The organism is Acinetobacter sp. Root1280, from assembly GCF_001425285.1.
Taxonomy (GTDB): domain Bacteria; phylum Pseudomonadota; class Gammaproteobacteria; order Pseudomonadales; family Moraxellaceae; genus Acinetobacter; species Acinetobacter guillouiae.
Window position 1 is genome coordinate 1 of the sequence record NZ_LMED01000003.1, and the last position, 19,393, is coordinate 19,393.

The 19,393-nt window shown below is 37.3% G+C and carries 21 protein-coding genes; 15 read left to right on the forward strand and 6 right to left on the reverse strand.

The annotated features are described in order from the left end of the window. The 4 genes from ASC84_RS04320 to ASC84_RS04335 all read left to right on the forward strand — a co-directional run. On the forward strand, window positions 1-974 hold a 974-nt coding region (locus ASC84_RS04320; RefSeq protein ID WP_155860311.1), incomplete at its 5' end, for a type VI secretion system Vgr family protein. After that, window positions 967-2,265 (forward strand): hypothetical protein, encoded by a 1,299-nt coding sequence (locus ASC84_RS04325; RefSeq protein WP_056512134.1) that lies wholly within the window; start codon window positions 967-969, stop codon window positions 2,263-2,265. The genes ASC84_RS04320 and ASC84_RS04325, both read left to right, overlap by 8 nt. A 7-nt stretch (window positions 2,266-2,272) precedes the next feature. Next, window positions 2,273-2,635 carry a hypothetical protein gene (locus ASC84_RS04330; RefSeq protein ID WP_227504302.1) on the forward strand — a complete coding sequence of 121 codons (363 nt, stop codon included), beginning with the start codon at window positions 2,273-2,275 and terminating at the stop codon, window positions 2,633-2,635. A gap of 399 nt (window positions 2,636-3,034) precedes the next feature. After that, window positions 3,035-3,826, forward strand: a complete 792-nt coding sequence (locus ASC84_RS04335) for a hypothetical protein (RefSeq protein ID WP_227515089.1) — start codon at window positions 3,035-3,037, stop codon at window positions 3,824-3,826. A 126-nt stretch (window positions 3,827-3,952) separates the two neighbouring features. Here the strand turns inward: ASC84_RS04335 and ASC84_RS04340 are convergent, their stop codons facing one another. After that, window positions 3,953-5,665 carry an electron transfer flavoprotein-ubiquinone oxidoreductase gene (locus ASC84_RS04340; RefSeq protein WP_056512136.1) on the reverse strand — a complete coding sequence of 571 codons (1,713 nt, stop codon included), beginning with the start codon at window positions 5,663-5,665 and terminating at the stop codon, window positions 3,953-3,955. A 203-nt stretch (window positions 5,666-5,868) separates the two neighbouring features. On the opposite strand from ASC84_RS04340, the gene ASC84_RS04345 reads away from it, so the two are divergent. The 5 genes from ASC84_RS04345 to ASC84_RS04365 all read left to right on the forward strand — a co-directional run bounded on the left by ASC84_RS04345 (window position 5,869) and on the right by ASC84_RS04365 (window position 10,305). Continuing rightward, a complete protein-coding gene (locus ASC84_RS04345; protein WP_056512137.1) occupies window positions 5,869-6,480 on the forward strand; it encodes a DUF1285 domain-containing protein in 612 nt (203 codons plus the stop codon). Window positions 6,481-6,527: 47 nt separating this feature from the next. Continuing rightward, a complete protein-coding gene (murI, locus tag ASC84_RS04350; protein WP_056512368.1) occupies window positions 6,528-7,406 on the forward strand; it encodes a glutamate racemase in 879 nt (292 codons plus the stop codon). A 107-nt stretch (window positions 7,407-7,513) separates the two neighbouring features. Continuing rightward, window positions 7,514-8,530: a DUF4062 domain-containing protein gene (locus tag ASC84_RS04355; RefSeq protein WP_004725578.1), complete on the forward strand. Its 1,017-nt coding sequence runs from the start codon at window positions 7,514-7,516 to the stop codon at window positions 8,528-8,530. Between the two features lie 99 nt (window positions 8,531-8,629). Next, the gene (hemH, locus tag ASC84_RS04360) at window positions 8,630-9,640 is read left to right on the forward strand and encodes a ferrochelatase (RefSeq protein ID WP_056512138.1); all 1,011 of its coding nucleotides are present in this window, start codon (window positions 8,630-8,632) and stop codon (window positions 9,638-9,640) included. A 20-nt stretch (window positions 9,641-9,660) separates the two neighbouring features. Continuing rightward, window positions 9,661-10,305, forward strand: coding sequence for an MBL fold metallo-hydrolase (locus ASC84_RS04365; protein WP_004816786.1), 645 nt, complete (start codon window positions 9,661-9,663; stop codon window positions 10,303-10,305). Between the two features lie 804 nt (window positions 10,306-11,109). On the opposite strand, the gene ASC84_RS04370 is transcribed toward ASC84_RS04365, so the two are convergent. Further along, window positions 11,110-11,277 (reverse strand): DNA gyrase inhibitor YacG, encoded by a 168-nt coding sequence (locus ASC84_RS04370; protein WP_004725583.1) that lies wholly within the window; start codon window positions 11,275-11,277, stop codon window positions 11,110-11,112. A gap of 76 nt (window positions 11,278-11,353) precedes the next feature. On the opposite strand from ASC84_RS04370, the gene ASC84_RS04375 reads away from it, so the two are divergent. From ASC84_RS04375 to ASC84_RS04385, 3 genes are all read left to right on the forward strand, one after another. Next, window positions 11,354-12,016: an SAM-dependent methyltransferase gene (locus ASC84_RS04375; RefSeq protein ID WP_171252526.1), complete on the forward strand. Its 663-nt coding sequence runs from the start codon at window positions 11,354-11,356 to the stop codon at window positions 12,014-12,016. After that, entirely contained in the window at window positions 12,006-13,211 is a 1,206-nt protein-coding gene (locus tag ASC84_RS04380; RefSeq protein WP_056512140.1) for a TIGR03862 family flavoprotein, read from the forward strand. Before ASC84_RS04375 ends, ASC84_RS04380 begins: the two co-directional genes overlap by 11 nt. A 99-nt stretch (window positions 13,212-13,310) precedes the next feature. Next, entirely contained in the window at window positions 13,311-13,721 is a 411-nt protein-coding gene (locus ASC84_RS04385; RefSeq protein ID WP_004725587.1) for a GFA family protein, read from the forward strand. A gap of 47 nt (window positions 13,722-13,768) precedes the next feature. Here ASC84_RS04385 and ASC84_RS04390 read toward each other — a convergent pair whose 3' ends face one another. Further along, window positions 13,769-14,101, reverse strand: a complete 333-nt coding sequence (locus ASC84_RS04390) for a HopJ type III effector protein (RefSeq protein ID WP_056512141.1) — start codon at window positions 14,099-14,101, stop codon at window positions 13,769-13,771. A gap of 145 nt (window positions 14,102-14,246) precedes the next feature. Here ASC84_RS04390 and ASC84_RS04395 point away from each other — a divergent pair, with 145 nt between their 5' ends. Both ASC84_RS04395 and crcB read left to right on the forward strand, forming a co-directional pair. Beyond that, window positions 14,247-15,095: a DUF2071 domain-containing protein gene (locus ASC84_RS04395; protein WP_056512142.1), complete on the forward strand. Its 849-nt coding sequence runs from the start codon at window positions 14,247-14,249 to the stop codon at window positions 15,093-15,095. Window positions 15,096-15,220: 125 nt separating this feature from the next. Next, window positions 15,221-15,601 (forward strand): fluoride efflux transporter CrcB, encoded by a 381-nt coding sequence (gene crcB / locus ASC84_RS04400; protein ID WP_034616430.1) that lies wholly within the window; start codon window positions 15,221-15,223, stop codon window positions 15,599-15,601. A 69-nt stretch (window positions 15,602-15,670) separates the two neighbouring features. Here the strand turns inward: crcB and ASC84_RS04405 are convergent, their stop codons facing one another. Both ASC84_RS04405 and ASC84_RS04410 read right to left on the reverse strand, forming a co-directional pair. Continuing rightward, window positions 15,671-15,919, reverse strand: coding sequence for a type B 50S ribosomal protein L31 (locus ASC84_RS04405; RefSeq protein ID WP_004816804.1), 249 nt, complete (start codon window positions 15,917-15,919; stop codon window positions 15,671-15,673). Between the two features lie 294 nt (window positions 15,920-16,213). Continuing rightward, a complete protein-coding gene (locus ASC84_RS04410; RefSeq protein ID WP_004816806.1) occupies window positions 16,214-17,512 on the reverse strand; it encodes an AarF/ABC1/UbiB kinase family protein in 1,299 nt (432 codons plus the stop codon). A 199-nt stretch (window positions 17,513-17,711) separates the two neighbouring features. On the opposite strand from ASC84_RS04410, the gene ASC84_RS04415 reads away from it, so the two are divergent. Then, window positions 17,712-17,927, forward strand: a complete 216-nt coding sequence (locus tag ASC84_RS04415; protein WP_056512143.1) for a DUF1737 domain-containing protein — start codon at window positions 17,712-17,714, stop codon at window positions 17,925-17,927. A gap of 83 nt (window positions 17,928-18,010) precedes the next feature. Here the strand turns inward: ASC84_RS04415 and ASC84_RS04420 are convergent, their stop codons facing one another. Then, window positions 18,011-19,366, reverse strand: coding sequence for an MATE family efflux transporter (locus ASC84_RS04420; RefSeq protein ID WP_004725601.1), 1,356 nt, complete (start codon window positions 19,364-19,366; stop codon window positions 18,011-18,013). Window positions 19,367-19,393 lie beyond the last annotated feature (27 nt).

Genomic DNA, 19,393 nt, shown 5'->3' on the forward strand with positions numbered 1-19,393 from the left:
GACGAGGCGAAGGTTTTGAACTAAGAACAGACCAATGGGGAGCGTTACGAGCTGGGCAAGGCCTACTATTGAGTACCTATGTTCAAGACTCAGCTTCAGGCAATCATCTTGATGCAACTGCAGCGAAAAGTCAGTTAGAAAGCAGTCTAAATAACTCTAAAGCCTTAAGTGAAGTTGCCAAAAATCAGCAAACTGATCCTTTAGAAAATTTAGATCATTTGAAATCTTTTATTTCTTATTTGGAAAAAGGCGAATCCAGTGAAGAAAAAAATCAAGCAGATACCTTTAAGCAAGCCCTCATGTTATTGGCTTCACCCAATTCGGTTGCGCTTGCTACTAATGAAGATCTATATCTTTCTGCCGATCGACAAATCTATGAAACTGCGGGCGATAGTATTCAATTGAGTACCCAAAAGAATTTAGTTGCACATGCACAATCAAAGATCAGCCTTTTTGCGGCACAAGAAGGTGCAAGACTTTTTGCTGGGAAAGGTAAGGTTGAGATCCAAGCACAAGGCGATGGTGCGGATTTGATTGCACGTAAAGGTATTCAGATTATTTCAACTGAAGATAAGATTGAGATTAAAGCGGATAAGAAAATTATTTTGATTGCAGATGGTTCGCAAGTTGAAATTAGTAGTGCAGGTGTTTTACCGACCACTGCGGGTAAGTTTGAGAGTAAGGCGGGGCAGCATAAGTTTTTGGGTGGTGGGAAAGTTATTAGTTCTAGCATCAGCTTACCTAAAATAGGTGAAAAAAATGCATATGATTTGAAAATGCTGGTGAAAGATAATGATGGAAATATTAAGACAAATATGAAGTATTACTTTTTCTTAGCGAATGGCAGTAAGGTAGAAGGTATAACAGATGATAATGGCTATACTAAAACAATAACAACAATTCAACCTGAAAAAGTGGATTTACATTTAATAAATGATGAGCTTATAAATATTGATGAGATAGATAATGGCTAATTACGATTTTTATCCATATGTTTCTTTGGAATCTAATGTTGATATTAATGATTTGAGATATTCATTGCGAGTTTATGATCCTGTTAAAAATATTAATTATTTAGACCAGAGTAATAATAAAATATCACCATATTCAAAAAATTTATTGATTAAGTCAACTAAGAATTTTAGAACTCACATTTTAAAAATAGTTGTCAATGATCCTGCTAAACTAAAAGAATGTATTTTAATTTTTGATTTATTTAGAATGTCTAAGAGTGGTGCTGAAGTTCATGTTATTAAAAGATATTTGAGTGCAAACAGAATTGAAGAGTTTAGTTCTCAAAATAGATATAATGTTAAATTAGATATTGTTAAATATAAAGAAACAAACAATGTTACGAAACAGACACAACCTAATAATCCAAATATTGTGGAAGTGAATCTACCATCGAATAGGGTTTTTATTGAAGAAAAATACCCTCCCGGTAATTCAAATGATCCTTTTACTAAAGAACGTGTTGAGACTAGTTTATATAGTAGAATTAAAGATCCATACCCAAATCAACGTAGTACATATTTGTGCGGGCCAGCTGCGTTCTTTTATTGCGTTTTAAATAGCAATAAGAAAATATATGCTAAAATAGTAAAAGAGTTATGGGAGAAGGGAGAGGTAAAGGTTAATAATCTTAATATAAAACCTTCTTTAGATGGTGCTAGAAAAGTGAATGGTTTCTATAAGGAGAATAAAGGTGTTAATAATAAAATAACATTAAATCCAAGAATTTCACCAGTAGATTGGATAACAATGGGGAGTTTAAGAGATTCAGAGAATTCAGTTTTTGATTATAATACAGCAGAAAGTCAGAATATTGTAGGTGATAGTTTTAATGGTTTTACGGCATTTACTCTACCGTCAGATATGGAGCGTTGGTTAAAGAATATTGGTTATAAAATAGTATATACTGAAAGAAATTACAGTAGCCGTGTTGATAGCTTAATAAAAGCAAATGCATTTTCGATGCAAAATCATTATTTGATAGCATTAACAATGGGTGCTATTGTAGAAGGGCAGCCAGAAATTCCTCGATTTAGCAAACTTAAAGTTAGAGGTCCTTCACATTGGATTGTATTTACAGATAATATTAAAACAAAAAAAGGACAATTGATTACTTCCTCAACTCAACATAGTGAAATAGTATCAGCTTATTGTGCAACTTGGGGAAGTAATCAAAAAATTAAAGATCAAGAACTGAGTTTTTTTTCTAGTAATTTATATTGGTTTATTGTTGTTGAAAAGACATTGAATTAGGGAATTTATGAAAAATATATATTTACTTTTATTGTCAGCTTTTTTTATATTAGGCTGTAGTAATACTCCGACTATAACACCTGATAATTTGCCAAAAGCTTCAGTAGGAAAACCTTATAACGTTAAAATTGAAATTGAGAAAGTTATATTGGTTGATGACTTATTTGTTGATAGCAATATCACTAATGATTCTGGTTTGGTTTTAAATACTGGTGTTGGAGAGCCTCCTTATAGTGATAATACAATTGAAGTTAAAGGGACCCCCATTAAAAATGGAAAATATGAAATTATATTAGAGGGGCAGACTAGAAATGCATATGGTGGTAATATTAATTTTAGAAAAAAATATGATTTGATTGTTTTGCAGTAAATAAAATTAAGTGGGTTTTTAAAGTAATGTATTTTTGTTTAAATAATCTTAATATGGTTGTTTAAATCAAGTCACTATCAATTATTGGATAAAGGGAAACATGTTTAAGTATATAATTGATTTATATGGTTTTTCTAAAGCCAAGTTATTCAATTGGTGAAGATAAAGCCGTCATGTGTATTCATTAATATTTTTTAGTATGCTATATGAAAATTCTATGGTTGTATTGAAAATAATTTAGTTGTATTAGTAAGGTTGAAATAACTGAAAATCTAATAATTAAAGTCGAGATACAGGATGATTTTAAAGAAAATTATTCGAGTTTTGGTAATCACATTGTTATCGAGTTTAGCCGCTTGTAATTCGTCATCTGAGATGACGAGTAAGCATGAACAAGAAATGAATGAATCTGATTATATTATTAGTGTTGTGGCTGGCGACCCTAGTGAAAATTTAATTAATAGTAATACTAAGTTTTTTTCACAATATAGTTCAGGTGCAAGTGTTGGATTTATACGACCAAACTTAAATGTAAATGAAGAAAGTAAACTGAGATTAAATTTAAAAGATAGATATGATCACACAGTTTTAGTTTTTAATAATTTAGAAAATTTGGTTTTTGTCTCAGATGCTAACTATCTAAAACAAGGCGTTACAGATATAGGTTTTGATATTAGTAATATAAAATCTAAAAAACTTAATGAAAAAAATAACTATCTTGCTTATGAGGGAATTGTAAAGCAATTAAATAAAAATGGTTGGAAAGTCTTTTACTTCGAGTCTGAACCGAGAGTGTTTGGAAAACAATCATTTGAAGCCAATAATAAAATACCTAACTATCAGGGGAGTTTGGATGGGTTTTATTTGGATAGTGAGGAAAAATGGGAGAAATATTCGAGTGCGTTAAAACGCCAGCCTCTTAGATTTTATAAAAATAATGTCATATTAACGATAAATTTTCGCGAATCTATTGATGAAGTAAAAATTCACTTGGATTTTATTACTTTTTTTTCTCACTATTTTTATCAATATGATGTGAAAATTAGAGATAAAGATTGGAAAGTGTTATTGAGTAAAGATTTAAATAAGTGGGAAAGTGAGAGACAAAGGACAGAAGTTAAAATGGAAAAACTAGGTTATGATATTAAAAAAGAATATCACAACCCAAATGTTTGGGATTTTTTAAAATAGAAAGACATAGATATAAATCATCGTTTTAATAATCTACATCTATGTAAGCAAACTTAAAAAACTATTAGTTTTGACATCGCTCTAACGAGATTAAATCAATAAACCCGCCGAAGCGGGTTTATTGATTTACATATTCGGGTAGTTTGGACCACCGCCACCCTCAGGAGTTACCCAAGTGATGTTCTGAGATGGATCTTTGATGTCACAAGTCTTACAGTGAACACAGTTTGCAGCATTAATCTGGAAGCGCTTAGAACCATCATCATTTTCCATAATCTCGTAAACACCAGCAGGGCAGTAGCGTTGAGCAGGCTCATCCCATTTTGGTAAGTTGACATTGACTGGAATCGAAGCATCGGTCAGCTTTAAGTGAGCTGGCTGATTTTCTTCATGTACAGTATTGGATACAAATACAGAAGATAAACGGTCAAAGGTTAATTTACCGTCTGGCTTTGGATAGGTAGGTTTAAATGTCGCAGTATCTACAGTTTTTAATGCACTAAAGTCAGGCGCAAGGTCATGTAGGGTAAATGGCACTTTAAAGATATTTTGATCGATAAAGTTAAATGCACCACCCATCCATAAACCGAATTTATGCATCGCTGGACCAAAGTTACGTGAACGATGTAACTCTTCTTTTAACCAACTGTTGTTAAACTTGTCAGTATATGCAGTCAATTCTTTAGCAAAGAAATCTTCGCCTTCAGCGACACGCGCAACCGCTAAATCACCACCTTTCTCATGACCGGCTTGGATTGCTTCAAATACAGCTTCACCGCACAACATACCCGATTTCATCGCAGTATGAGAGCCTTTGATTTTAGCAAAGTTTAAGAAACCAGCATCATCACCAATTAAGCAACCACCTGGGAAGGTCAGTTTAGGTAGAGAGTTTAGACCACCTTTAACAACTGCACGTGCGCCATAAGAAATACGTTTACCGCCTTCAAGATATTGCTTGATCAGTGGGTGTGTTTTCCAACGTTGCATTTCAGCAAAAGGATACATGTGTGGATTTTCATAAGATAAATCGACAATCATACCCAAGGTCACTTGGTTGTTTTCAGCGTGATATAACCACCAGCCGCCTGAAGAACCTGTTTCTGCCAAAGGCCAGCCTGAACCATGCATTACTAAACCCGGTTTATGTTTAGCAGGGTCAATTTCCCAAAGTTCTTTGATCCCGATACCGTAATGTTGCGGATCAGCATCTTGGTCTAAGTTGTATTTTGCAATCAGACGTTTACCGAGATGTCCACGGCAACCTTCTGCAAAAATTGTGTATTTTGCATGAAGTTCATAGCCAGGAGTAAAGTTATGAGTAGGTTCACCATCTTTACCAATACCCATATCACCAGTTTGGATGCCTTTTACAGAACCATCTTCATGATAAAGGATGTCTGAAGCAGCAAAGCCAGGGAAGATAGAAACTTCTAACTCTTCCGCTTTTTGACCTAACCAACGCACTACATTACCCAATGAAATAACATAGTTACCATCATTGTGCATGGTTTTAGGAACCATCCAGTGCGGCGCTTCTTGTGACTTTTCAGCAGACATGAGGAAATAAGTTTTGTCCTCAGTCACAGGTACATTTAAAGGTGCACCTTGTTCTTTCCAGTCAGGGAAAAGTTCATTGATTGCACGCGGTTCAAGTACAGCACCAGAAAGGATATGCGCACCAACTTCAGAGCCTTTTTCAACCACACAGACGGAAAGGTCTGGAAGATTGTTTTCAAGAGCTAATTGACGAATTTTAATCGCAGCAGAAAGACCCGCAGGGCCTGCGCCTACGATCACTACGTCAAACTCCATCGATTCGCGTTCGATGTGTTCCATGTAGGACTCCTCATATTTCTAAGGGTGGCAACCGTGAGCATTTATTGGGAATTAATAAATCGGTGCTGCCATGAGTGTTCTAAAAATTCCGTGATACGAATTAACGCTCGTACCAATAATATATTTTGCGCTAGTATAGTTAGAAACCCTAATCTAGCCAATTGGCTGAGTCGTATTATTTTTAAGTCAGCAAGGCATAAACCATGGTAAATCAAAATAATTCAACATCAGCGGCTCAAAATCAGCCAGATTCTGATAATAAAAACTTAATGAGCATTGCACAATACTTAAAAGATGTACAGGTGGGTCACAAAAGGTCAATACCCCCTTTAGAGCAGTGGCAGCCAAAGCATTGTGGCAAAATGGATTTGACAGTAAAAGCCAATGGCGAATGGTGGCACGAAGGTCAATTGATCAAACGCCAAGCGCTTTTAGACCTGTTTACAAAAGTACTTTGGAAAGAAGACGGGAAGTTCTATTTAAAAACCCCAGTTGAACAGATTGAAATTCAAGTTGAGGATGAACCTTTATTGGTCAATCAAGTTGATCAGGTAAATCTCGATGGACAGGTCTATCTACAAGTTACCACCACCAATCAAGACATTACACTGATTGATCCAGAACACCCTATTTTTATGCGTGAATATCAAGGTGAGTTAAGACCTTATGTACATATTCGTTTTGGGATAAATGCCTTGATTCAACGTTCTGCTTTTTTCCATCTGATTGAATATGGGAAATTGCTTGAAAATGAACAAGGAGATACCATTTTATCTTTAGAAAGTGGTGATTTTCACTTGCAATTAGGGACTTGAGGTTTAATCTTATTAATTATTTTTACCGTATGCCAATAGTGGATCAAATGAGCGCGATTCTTCCTCTCTCTCCTCTAGAAAATCCAATGCCAAAAGCCTTGGCAGATGCCCCGATTGGTATTTTTGATTCAGGTATCGGTGGGCTTTCTATTGCACAGGAAATTGCCAATTATTTGCCAAATGAACGTATTGTTTATTATGCCGATACTGCACATGTCCCTTATGGCCCCCGTACGGATCAAAATATCCGTGAATTAACTGCACAAGCAATTGAATGGTTATATCGTCAAGGTTGTAAAATCGCAGTTGTAGCATGTAATACCGCTTCAGCATTTAGTCTGGATTATTTACGTGATCATTATGGTGAAAACTTTCCTATTGTTGGACTGGTGCCTGCTTTAAAACCAGCAGTGCTACAAACCCAGTCTAAAGTGGTTTCAGTTTTGGCTACACCTGCCACTTTTCGTGGAAAATTGATCAAAGATGTGATGCAGCGTTTTGCAGAACCTGCCAATGTTGAAGTACTGACGATTACCAATCTTGAACTGGTTCCCTTGATTGAATCTGGACGTTATAACAGTTTGGAATGCAAACATAGCCTGCAAAAGGTTTTAGATCCAGTCATTGCCAAAGGTTCAGATTATTTGGTGTTGGGCTGCACCCATTACCCTTATTTAAAACAGAGTATTCACGAATTATACGGCCCTCAGCTTAACTTAATTGATTCTGGATTGGCCGTTGCACGACAAACGGCGCGTATATTGTTAAAATATGAGTTAATATCAAGCAGCTTGCAAGAAAAAGGGGTGCGTTTACAATGTTTTGTGAGTGGGGGAAATGCAAAAGAATTAGAAAATGTCATCAAACATCTAATACAACCAAAAATTACATGGTCTGTAGAAAATATTGTTGAAAAACTCGGCTAATTCTTTCAATATTGAACAGATTTAATATATTTTCATAAGTGTAGGGCATATCAAACTTAAAGCTCATGGATGGATTTAAGTAGGGTGTGACAAGAATGGGTTAACCTATGCTCGATAAACGGTATCAAGTTTTTATTACAACATCTGGCAAAGAAATGCAGCCAGAACGGATGGTCGTGTCACAAACCCTTATAGGGATGGGGTTTTTTTCTTGGGGATTAGAACAACGGACACCATTAAGTACCGCATTTGCACGTCGTCAGATAGATGACTGTGATTACGTTTTATTGTTGTTGGGGAGTCAATATGGTGAGCAATCTGTTTCAGGGGTGAGTTATCTACATCTTGAATATATTTATGCGGTGACCAAACAGAAACCAATTATTGTATTTATGCATGAGAGTCCTGAATTTCGCGAACCGCATTTAAAAGAAGAAAGTACACTGCTAAAAGAAAAGTTTAATGAATTTAGACATCAACTACAAAAAGAAGTTGAGCAAGTCGTTACTTATCGAACTTTACGCGATTTAGAACTTGCAGTACGTTCATATATGCCACAAATGCTAGAGCGCTATCCTGTTGTAGGATGGGTAAGACCTCAAAATATTCAAGTCTTACAAGATGAGATTGATCGTTTAAAAGCAAAGTTGGCGCATGTTTCCGTAGAGCAAGGGAAAAAAGAAGCAGATCCATTTTTAACTTTACCCAAAGTTTCATTGCATGAAGTGTTTAATTTTGATTATCGAATGCATGCCTATCAAGATGGTAATTTTAAAGAATTATCGCCAGTGCGTGAGATGACTTGGGCAGAGCTGTTAAAAATTTTATCGGTTGAATTTAGACAACCGACGTCTGAGGATTTTTTCTCTAAAGTCTTAAACGAATATTTGAATAATACGGGTTTAACCGACGCACAAGTGGTGATGCCACGTGCCCATGCTGTGTCTAGAGCGCAGATTAATGTGCGTTCCTTGCATACGATTAAGCAGCAAGTCCGTCAAAATGAATGGATCATCCCTGTGGGGCGTGATGATCGTCAGCGTATGCTATGGCAGATGACGGATAAATGCGTGAAACTACTTGAAAGTTCACAACGTATTAGCAGTCGCTCTTCAATTTTTTAAGTTAAATAAATTGAGTGAGTTAAGATAAAAAATTTTGTTTAGATAAAGACTCTGTTAAGCTGATCATTCGAGATAAACTATTCTGTAAATCGGGTGAAAATGTCTTTATCTAAACCTAAAGTCCTGATTATTATTGCTAATTTAGGGACACCAGATGCGCCTACAGCTCCAGCTGTTCGGGCTTTTTTAAAGCAGTTTTTATCAGATCAGCGTGTCATCGAAATTCCCAAAATTTTATGGGCAATTATTTTAAATGCATTTGTTCTGCCTTTTCGACCAAAGCGTGTTGCCGAAGCTTATGCACAAGTCTGGTCAAATGATTCACCGATGCGTGAAATTCTATTTGAACAAGTTGGATCATTACAAAAAAAATTAATAAGTACCAATGCTGATTTAGATTTAGATATTGTGCCAGCAATGACCTATGGGCGACCGGGTATCGATGCTGTTTTGAATGATGCGAAAACCAAGCATTATGACCATATTATTCTTTTCCCGCTTTTTCCTCAGTACTCGGCAACATCAACAGCCCCTTTATATGATGCCGTTGCACAATGGTTGTTAAAGCAACGCAATATTCCGGGTTTAAGTTTTATTCGAGATTATTATCAACACCCACTTTATATTCAGGCGCTAGCCAACAGTGTGCGTGATTATCAGCAGCAATATGGACCAGCCGCTAAACTGTTGATGTCTTTTCACGGGATCCCGCAGCCTTATGCCGATAAAGGCGATCCTTATGCAGAGCGTTGTCGGGTCACTGCACTTAAGGTGGCTCAGGCGTTGAATTTAAAAGACGACCAATGGGCGATCAGTTTCCAATCCCGTTTTGGAAAACAAGAATGGGTTAAACCTTATACCGACCAGCTCTTGCAAGAGTGGGCAGCGCAAGGCGTTGAATCTGTTCAAGTACTGAGCCCTGCATTTTCTGCAGATTGTTTAGAAACCTTGGAAGAGCTGGCGATTCAAAATGCTGAATTGTTTTTAAAGGCAGGTGGTCAACACTATGCTTACATTCCAGCATTAAATAGCCGTGCGGATCATATTGACTTATTTGAGCAACTTTTACAGACTCAATTGAATACACTCAAGTTTCATTTAAAGGTATAGGGTTTTTTAGGAAAATTATCATGTTACAAGTCAAGATTGTACCCGTTACTGCATTCGCCCAAAATTGTTCTATTGTTTGGGATTCGGAAACCAAAGAAGCGGTATTGATTGATGCTGGTGGTGAGCCTGAGAAATTAAAACAAGAAGTTGAAGCATTAGGACTGACAGTCAAAGCATTGTGGTTAACACATGGTCATTTAGATCATGCAGGTGCGGTAGGTGCATTGGTCAAAGAATGGAATGTGCCCGTGATTGGTCCGCATAAAGAAGACCTGTTTTGGTTAGAAATGATTCAAGACGTATCTGCCCGTTATGGATTTCCAATTCCTGAGCCTGTTCATGTCAATCAATGGTTAGAGGGTGGCGAAAAGCTAAGCTTAGGGGATGAAGAGTTTGAAGTGCGTTTTGCACCAGGACATACACCAGGCCACGTCATTTTTTACAATGCCAAATATGGCGTGCTTTGGACAGGGGATGTGCTGTTTAAAGGTTCAATCGGTCGTACTGACTTTCCAAAAGGCAACCATCAACAGCTCTTAGATTCAATTCAGCGTGAATGTTTTACCCTACCTGATGAAACTCAATTTATTTCAGGACATGGTCCAATGAGTACTATTGGTTTTGAAAAGCAACACAATCCTTTTGTGGCAAGTAAAGCGGGTTAAGTATTCACTGTCTGGCTTTATAGTAAAAATAAGAAATGAGAAAATGGTGAAGTAATCAATGTTTTACTCACCATTTTTGTTTTAAATGTATAGTTTATTGATGATCCAATATTTAGTATGAATCTGTAATAGTAACGTGAATGATCTGAGTAAAAACAGACCATAGAACGATGTTGTTTATTCTCATTTTTAAATAACTCCTGCAAAAGTCATTTATCTCACCATTGAAATAATGTTGGTGGAGAATGAGAAAATTAAAATTAGGCTTCTTTCATAAGTCCTTTTTAAAACTATAAATCAATATAAAATCCCCCTCATCCTAGCCTTTTTTCAAAGGAAGAAGGAACTTTCAATACCCATATAATTCGCTCAACATGATCGTTTTTTGATTTATGAAAGAGATCTATTAAATAGTTTAATAATATTGTTAAATTGATTTAAATCATTTTACTTTACCATTTCCAATTTGATTAATAAGATGACTATTGCAAATAGAATTCCAATTGCGATAAGCGAAAAATCGAGAGCATATATTCCAATAAAAGTAAAAAAAGCGCATAAAATTGCAAGGATGGTGACAAAAAATTTTAAGCCTATAGGCACCTTAATACTCCAAGTTTCATTATAAATTGAAACTAATCAAATTTTTATATATAAAGTGTGAAGTGAAACATGCAGTATCATATCGCTATACAGATTCAAAAATAAATAGTTATTGTGAAGTTTAAGTATATTTTTATTTCATTATTTCTAATAAAATGTGTGCTGACTCAGTGTAGTGTGTATATAAACTTGGTACGCAGCTTAAGAATCTTCTGCTTGAGGTGCGTCGTCTGTAGGTAGCGTATATTCATCATTGGCCCATGCGCCTAAATCAATCAGTTTGCAACGCTCAGAGCAAAATGGACGAGATTCATTACCTTCCCATGTAGAAGGCTCACCGCAGCGAGGGCAAGGAAAAGTTTTAGACATATGGAAATCCTCATTTAAAAAAAGCAAAAACCGTAAAGAGTTGTTAAACTTGTGAACGATTTCTTGTTAGTTTGATCTGATTATGTCGATTCGTCAATTTCAAGCACAGCGTATGCATGCTCCTCGTGATTTTCAATGTATTGAAAATAACCCAATTTGTGTAGAAATTGGGGCTGGAAAGGGCAAACATGCCTTGCTCTTTTCTGAACAGCACCCTGAACTGAAATTGATTGCGATAGAAAGAACCCGTGAAAAATATATTGCCATGCAAAAACAGCATCAGTTGGAAGCTCAAACAAATTTAACCCCTATTCATGCTGATGCATTACCGTGGGTGGTGCATGCACTTTATCCCAATCAGGTACAACAGTTTTTTATTCTATATCCAAATCCAGAACCGCATAATCCTGCGCAACGCTGGTTAAATATGCCTTTTTTTGAATTTCTGATTTCCAGATTATCTCCAAATGGCAGCATCACTTTAGCCAGTAATATTCCTGAATATATTGCTGAAGCAGAACAGCAACTAAAAGATGTTTGGAAACTGCCTTATGAAAAACAAACGATTGCATCAGATTCAGCACGTACGCATTTTGAAATTAAATATTTAGAACGTGGTGAATTGTGTCAGCAATTGATTATTGCTAAACCTGAGCATTATCAAACCCGTTTTGATGAGGTCGGACCATGTCAGGGTAAAAGTGTTGACAACCAATCAGAGCCGTCTGATGCCAATTAAGAAAATCGCCATCATTGGGGCTGGGCCAGCAGGTTTAATGGCTGCAGATGTTTTAAGTCAATCTACAACTGATTATGAAGTTCATGTTTTTGAACAGAAACCTTCTGCTGCACGTAAATTTTTGATGGCTGGAAAGACAGGGCTAAATATTTCCCATGCAGAAGCATTTGAACAATTTATTCAACGTTATGATCATGTGGAATGGTTAAGACCTTGGGTTGAAAAGTGGGATGCGACTTGGATTCAAAATTGGATGCATCGCTTAGGAATAGAATCCTATGTGGGGAGTTCAGGACGAATTTTCCCTGTAGAAATGAAGGCTGCGCCTTTGTTACGTGCTTGGTTAAAGCAATTGGCAGCGCAGCACGTTCAATTTCATTATCGTCATCAAATAATAGATTTAAAGCAGCAACAACTCGAAATTCTTGATCTAAGAAACAATCAAGCACAGCTTTTGAATTTTGATGCGATTATTCTGGCTTGTGGTGCTGTGTCATGGTCACGTTTAGGCAGTGATGGTGCATGGCAAAAGTGGTTGTCTGCTTCTGAAATTGAAGTGTTTCAAGCGAGTAATGCCGGTGTGGTTCGGGCATGGTCGAATTATTTGCAACCTGTCTTTGGTCAGCCTCTTAAACGTGTAGACGCTTGGGTGGGAAATTCTGCAAAGACACAAGGTGATATTGTGATTACCCATTATGGGCTAGAAAGTGGTCTAATCTATAAGCAGGGGCGATTATTACGTCAGTTGGTACAGCACAATCAACCGATGTCGATTTATTTAGACTTGTTACCTGATCAAACTGTTCAACAGCTTACTCAGAAATTACAGCCGTCCAAAAAGCAATCCAGTACCAATATCTGGCGCAAAGCAGGTTTAGATGCTGCCAAGGCCAATCTGATTCGTGAATTGGTAGATAAATCAGTGTGGAACACTCCTGAAAAACTCGCACACCAGATTAAGCATTTAAAAATTGAGCTTCAGGGATTTCGTCCGATTGAAGAAGCGATCAGTTGTGCTGGTGGTGTAAAGCAAGCCGTATTAACACAGCATTTACAACTAAAATCCAATCCCCATGTATTTTGTTGTGGTGAAATGCTGGACTGGGATGCCCCGACAGGAGGATATTTATTGACTGCGTGTTTTGCGACAGGGCGTGCTGCGGGTGAGGGTGTACATCAATATCTCAATAGATGAGATTAGGCAAAAAAAATGATGGTGTTTTGATTAAAAACGCGACTTTTATGCTAGTTTGATGCTATTGCCAATAGCCTTTGAAATAGGGGGATTTTCTCAATGTCTGCTGAAAAAATATATACAGGAAGTTGTTTGTGTGACGGTATTCACTATGAGATTCATGGTGAAATTGGAGAGGTGATCGAGTGTCATTGCCAACGTTGTCGTAAAGCCAATGGCACAGCATTTGCGACCAATGCGCCAATTCAAAAAGCAGATTTTAAAATTACCAAAGGTGAGGAATTACTGAAAAAATTTGCATCGACAGCAACAACAACACGTTGTTTCTGCCAAGAATGTGGCTCACCGATCATCAGTATTAAAGCAGAGACACCAGATACCTATCGTTTAAGAATTGGAACTTTAGATACAGCTTTAGAACAGAAGCCAACAATGCATATTTTTACTGCTTATAAAGCAGAGTGGGATACGATTTGTGACGGTTTACCTCAATATGATGAGCGTCCATAATCGTGTAGAAAGGGATCGAATAGATCCCTGACTTGATTGTATTGTTGTTATTTTGCAGTTAAAGCATCGCCTTCAAATTTGATGCCATTCCAACCATTTTGCATAAATTGGCGAATGTTCTGATGGTCTGTCGCATCAGGTGTTGCCAAAACAGCAGCATAATGTTCTGCAAATAGATTTAGCGTTTGTTGTTGATCTAAATCATTTAATTGTGCAAAAGAAAAAACTTTGGCACTGCCTTGGTTCTCTGTGGCAGCATTATGCTGTTGACCATTTTGGAATGCAGTCGGGGTGTGGGTATAACGAGCTTCAATATGATTGATGACATCTGCAAATTTTGCATCGCCTGCTTGAAGTTGTTTCAATAATTCTTGAGCCATGATGTGAAAATTCCGTGTTAAATCGTGCCAATATCATAGCCTATGGTTAAATAATTCAGTAATGCTATTTAATATTTTGAGATGGGCCATTCTTTAACCATATTTGCTAAAATAACAGCATCGAAATCCATAAAAATAGGTCGGTATGAATCGTCATAATATTAAAAATAAAGATTCAAACTTTATTTTGAGCCTGATCGGTCTTTTTGCTGAACGCCCATTATTATTAAAACTACGCCGTATCTTGATGGGTTTTATTCCTTTCCTACAGTTACAAAGTCAGGTCAAGAATATTGTGTATTTGTCGTGGTTGGTGGATATAGATCAAGTTCGTTCACGCTATCCACAGCCTATTCAGTTATGGGAAAAGCAAGGGAAAACGATTTTTACCATACTGACATATCAGCATGAACATTTTGGTTTTTCTTTTTTAGGTCCATTACGCAAATTGATGCCATCACCGAAACAAAGCAATTGGCGCTTTTATATTGCCCCTACACAACAGGATAAAACAGTGATTTTCGAGCAAGTTGTGATTGACCAGCAGCTTTATGTTTTGAGTGGGCGTTTGGCAAGTGATGCGATGCCAGCACAATATGCAAAGAAATTTGTTCATCAAGTCTCTGAACAGCTGATTCAAACAGAGCTTGAACTTGATCCTGTTTATCAATTATCCAGCACGGTTCAAATCAATACAGATCCGCGCTTGCCTGAGGCGTGGCAAAATTTATTCTCTTCATGGGATGAGGCCATTCAATATCTGGCTGAACAAGACCATGCATGGGTAGAATGGGTCGATCAACCTGAAAAACTATCACAAGGGGATATTGAAATGCCTTTTGATTTTAGTCAGGTTCTGCCTGCGCAAGTGCTTAATATTGCTTGCCCCTTGCTACAACAATGGGGTGTTCGTGAACAAGATGTATTTGCCTTTGTTGTGCCAACTTTGGACTTTTATGTCAGAAATGAGTTGCCACTTAAATTAGATCGTTAAGCTTCTCCATGTTAATCTGTGGATAACTATCCGCTTATACACAAGCTGCTTATAAACAAGCTGGGCTGTAAAAAATCGGATGGTGGGTAAATGCGTTTTTTAAAAAGTTTTAAGGATATCTAAACATGAATTGGCTATTGGTCGCATGCGGTGGGGCAATTGGTGCAAGTTTACGTTATGGTGCAGGGTTTATTATTTCTAAACCACATAGCCTATTCCCTTGGACAACATGGTCGATCAATATCTTGGGCTGTTTCTTGGCTGGGATTTTTTTTGCTTTTACCCAGCGCTATCCTATTTTACAGAATGAAACTCGATTATTTTTAATGGTTGGAATCCTCGGCGGTTTTACAACTTTTTCCAGTTTTGGTCTGGAAACATTCCAGCTGATTCGGCAGGGACAGTTTCCAATCGCTTTGGCTTATACTGTTTCTAGTGTGATCGTTGGTGTGATCTGTTTAGCGATTGGCTTTTATATTTTTCAAATGCTTTTATCCACAAAATAATGTGCAATATTCAAAATGAAAAAGCCTAAGCTGAGGGAAGCTTAGGCTTAGACACAACATACAGTTCAATTAACGTTTAAAACGGGCAAAGCGCTTATTGAAGTTGGCAATACGACCTTCATTGCTTGCCTGACGAATTTCACCTGTATAGAAAGGATGTGAAGCACTGGATATATCGAGTGTGACATAAGGATATTGTGTGCCTTCATATTCTTTGGTGTTTGTTGTCTTGATGGTGCTACCAATAACAAAGTATGCATTGGCATTGGTGTCATGAAATAACACTTGACGATATTCTGGGTGGATACCTTGGCGCATGGTTTTAACCTCTAATTATTTAAATATGGTGTAATGTTATAATATTACATTTAACTTGTAAAGTACTTCATTTGATACGTATTCATGTTGTATATCGAACTTGGAAAAAAGTGAGATAAAAAAGAAGCCTAAGCAGGAGGATCTGGCTTAGACTTCAAATACAAGTTTAATGTAAAGTTTTATCCTTAAAATTAGATGAAGTGCATAACGAAATTTTTTAAAATGAATGCGTTGATCATGTCACTTTTAAATGAATTGGATGCAATCGACTTCAATAAAAAACATCAATACAACTTAGTCTTGTAAAGGCACCAGCTCTTCAAAGAGATCTTTTAAATTATCATGGACTTTAAGTTGAATCAGATTCCAGTATTGTCCTGAAATCGTACGATTTACCATTAAAGTATCTGGCGATGGTTTGAATACATCCCAATACTTCAATGATTTTTTCACCAGTTTGATGCCATCATGATGTGCTGAATTTTCAGCAAAATCATAATGTGTAGTCAGCGGTCGTAATAAAATTTCAAGCCATGCCTCATACAATTCTACGGGAAACTTACCTTTTTCAGCTAACGCATCTAAAACCGTTAAATGCTCTTCAATTGTCACAATATCTTGTTTTCGTGCAGCTCTGACCAAGGCTTTGAAATGAGTAATGATTTCATTGGATAAGGTTTTTACACCGCCAAAGTCGTAAATGATCACACTGCCATCTTCACGGAAAGCAAAGTTGCCAGGATGAGGGTCGCAATGGAAACGTTTTAAGAAGAAAATTTGTTGACCCAATGCCAAGATTAAGCGGCGACCAATTTCATTGCGCACAGATAAATCCCAAGTACTTGCAGTTTCAATACTTTCACCTTTTTCAAGGCTTAGGGTTAAGATGCGACGACTCGAATAGTCTGTAAACACTTTGGGAATAATGATTTTTGTGTCCAAAGCTTGATGGAATGTTCTAAAAACTTGCAAGTTTTGTGCCTCAATTTCGTAATTGAGTTCTTCATGTAAGCTGTCTTGAATCTCTTTAAATAAGCGATCTTGTAATTTTTTATCTACTTTTAAAACACCCATTAAGCGTAATGCCAAACGAACCTGTTTTAAGTCACTTTCACAAGCTTCATCTACCCCAGGATATTGTACTTTGACCACAACTTCAGTGCCATTTTTTAACATGGCTTTGTGGACTTGACCAATAGATGCTGCTGCGAAGGGTTGTTCATCAAAATGCAGAAAGGTTTGATCAATCGGTTTGCCTAGCTCGCGTTCTACTTGTTGTTTAATTTCAGCAAATGGCATTGCAGGCGCTTGACGTTGCAATTTAGCAATTGCCCGTGCGACTTCAGGTGGAAAGATATCTTTATATTGCGAGGCGATTTGACCAACTTTCATCACAGCACCTTTCATTTCTCCTAAGGTATCTGCAATTTGAACACCAATATCTTGGAACAGCTTACTGCGCGCTTCATTTTTTTGTTCTTCATCCGCATTAAAGTTACGAATTGAATTTGATACCGTTTTCGTCGCGATACTTGCAGTCATACTCGCAAGTTTCATAAAGCGGCGACCTGGGGTACTGGTACTTTTCGACATTCGTAACCATCCTTTAATTGGGATTAGACGTTTAATTCATTTTGATCATAGGCGACTATTGTTAAACTGCCTACTCTAATTTGTTAAGCGTTTGTTTCTACTTGGCTATTTTTAATCTTAAAATACCCAGCACGCTATCGGTTTCTTCTCAGGAGTTTTGGATTAAAATATTCTTCAATATTTTAATCGTTGTTGGATCATGAAAGTTTATCGTTATTTAACTGGTAAGGATGATGTGAATTTCTGTGCACGGGTCAGTAAAGCTTTAAATGACGGCTATGAGTTATATGGTTCTCCGACGATGACATTTAATGGGACTGATGTCATTGTCGGGCAAGCCATTGTAAAAGAGGTTGGCAATCAATCTGAGATGTCTGAAAAGTTTCAGCAAGCCTATCAGCTTCAATCTGAGTAAAATAAAGGACACTTATAAAAAATAATGCTGTATTTAAACAGCATTATTTTTAGGTAAACGCGTTAAATATAAACGTTTCTAATTTAAGCCTGACTCAACCTTTTATTGTTCATATACAGACGCGTTAATAATAAAACACAGGCAATGGTCAGTCCGATAATCAGTCCTGTCCATACCCCAGCGGCGCCCATATCGGTATAGCGTGCTAAATAAATCCCAACAGGGAAAGCGATGATCCAGTAGGCCAGCATGGTGATCCACATTGGGCCTTTGGTATCTTGCATTCCACGTAAACAACCCGCAGCACTGACTTGCCATGCATCCATAAGTTGGTAGCCAATCGCAAATAAAATTAAATATATTGCTGCTTGGGAAACATCATAGTCACTGGTATAAACGGACACAATTTGAGGGCGTAGAATTAACAGAAGTAACATGGTGATGCAGGCAAATAAGGTACTGGTCATTAATCCAACTTTTTGGACTTTACGCATCGCATACCAATTCTTTTCGCCAAAATAAGTCCCTGTACGAATGGTCAGCGCTAAAGCCAATGACATCGGAATCATAAACAATTGCGATGTTATGGATAAGGCAATTTGATGTGCTGCAACAGTAACTTCACCAAGCGGACTGAGTACAATTGCACCTGTACTGAAAATACTGACCTCAAAGAAAATCGCCAAACCAATTGGTAATCCCAGTTTGAGGATACGTTTAATCAGTACGCGGTCTATTTTCTCAAACATATTTAAGGGTTGTGTGGCTTGGTAGCGTTTGGCTTTTAAAATATAGATGCTAATCGTGATGAACATGATCCACTGCAACAAGGCTGTTGCAAAACCACAGCCGGCACTTCCCAAGTGTGGAATAGGCCCAATTCCATACATAAAAATAAAGTTCAGCGGAATTTGTACCACAAGCGCAACAAGGCTAATCACTGTGACAGGACGAGGGTAGCCTAAAGCTTCTGAATAGCCCCGCAATGTTGAATACATGGTAAAAGCAGGCATCCCAAAAGCAATCGCATGTAAGAACAAGCTGGCTTTAGGTAATAAAGATTCAGGCACACCAACCAAAGGCAACAATAAAGGAATGATCTGTAAAACCAGCATGCCAATAATACCCAGCAATAAGGCAACCCATAAAGACTGACGAACAATCGAAGGGATGTTTTCTGGGGTGCGTGCGCCGTTGGCTTCTGCCACTAAAGGCGTGGTTGCGATCATGATGCCACTAAACAGCAGCATGACAGGAATCCATAAACCTACACCAACAGCAATTGCGGCAAGATCTTCGGGAGACATATGCCCAGCCATAATGGTATCAATCAATCCAAAGCCTGCTGCAGCAAACTGAGTGATTAAAATTGGGAGCATTAAGTTAAAAAGTTGCTTTAATTCAAAGCGGGTAGTTGTGGCTTTTATCGATGCAGACACAGTAAATACTCGTTTTAAATGTGCTTA

Coding starts and splice junctions, on each gene's coding strand:
- murI (WP_056512368.1), top strand. CDS start 6,528: ATGAGCGCGATTCTTCCTCTCTCTCCTCTAGAAAATCCAATGCCAAAA.
- ASC84_RS04380 (WP_056512140.1), top strand. CDS start 12,006: ATGCCAATTAAGAAAATCGCCATCATTGGGGCTGGGCCAGCAGGTTTA.
- ASC84_RS04415 (WP_056512143.1), top strand. CDS start 17,712: ATGAAAGTTTATCGTTATTTAACTGGTAAGGATGATGTGAATTTCTGT.
- ASC84_RS04410 (WP_004816806.1), bottom strand. CDS start 17,512: ATGTCGAAAAGTACCAGTACCCCAGGTCGCCGCTTTATGAAACTTGCG.
- crcB (WP_034616430.1), top strand. CDS start 15,221: ATGAATTGGCTATTGGTCGCATGCGGTGGGGCAATTGGTGCAAGTTTA.
- ASC84_RS04330 (WP_227504302.1), top strand. CDS start 2,273: ATGAAAAATATATATTTACTTTTATTGTCAGCTTTTTTTATATTAGGC.
- ASC84_RS04395 (WP_056512142.1), top strand. CDS start 14,247: ATGAATCGTCATAATATTAAAAATAAAGATTCAAACTTTATTTTGAGC.
- ASC84_RS04335 (WP_227515089.1), top strand. CDS start 3,035: ATGAATGAATCTGATTATATTATTAGTGTTGTGGCTGGCGACCCTAGT.
- ASC84_RS04405 (WP_004816804.1), bottom strand. CDS start 15,919: ATGCGCCAAGGTATCCACCCAGAATATCGTCAAGTGTTATTTCATGAC.
- ASC84_RS04390 (WP_056512141.1), bottom strand. CDS start 14,101: ATGGCTCAAGAATTATTGAAACAACTTCAAGCAGGCGATGCAAAATTT.
- ASC84_RS04385 (WP_004725587.1), top strand. CDS start 13,311: ATGTCTGCTGAAAAAATATATACAGGAAGTTGTTTGTGTGACGGTATT.
- ASC84_RS04340 (WP_056512136.1), bottom strand. CDS start 5,665: ATGGAACACATCGAACGCGAATCGATGGAGTTTGACGTAGTGATCGTA.
- ASC84_RS04355 (WP_004725578.1), top strand. CDS start 7,514: ATGCTCGATAAACGGTATCAAGTTTTTATTACAACATCTGGCAAAGAA.
- ASC84_RS04370 (WP_004725583.1), bottom strand. CDS start 11,277: ATGTCTAAAACTTTTCCTTGCCCTCGCTGCGGTGAGCCTTCTACATGG.
- ASC84_RS04325 (WP_056512134.1), top strand. CDS start 967: ATGGCTAATTACGATTTTTATCCATATGTTTCTTTGGAATCTAATGTT.
- ASC84_RS04345 (WP_056512137.1), top strand. CDS start 5,869: ATGGTAAATCAAAATAATTCAACATCAGCGGCTCAAAATCAGCCAGAT.
- ASC84_RS04365 (WP_004816786.1), top strand. CDS start 9,661: ATGTTACAAGTCAAGATTGTACCCGTTACTGCATTCGCCCAAAATTGT.
- hemH (WP_056512138.1), top strand. CDS start 8,630: ATGTCTTTATCTAAACCTAAAGTCCTGATTATTATTGCTAATTTAGGG.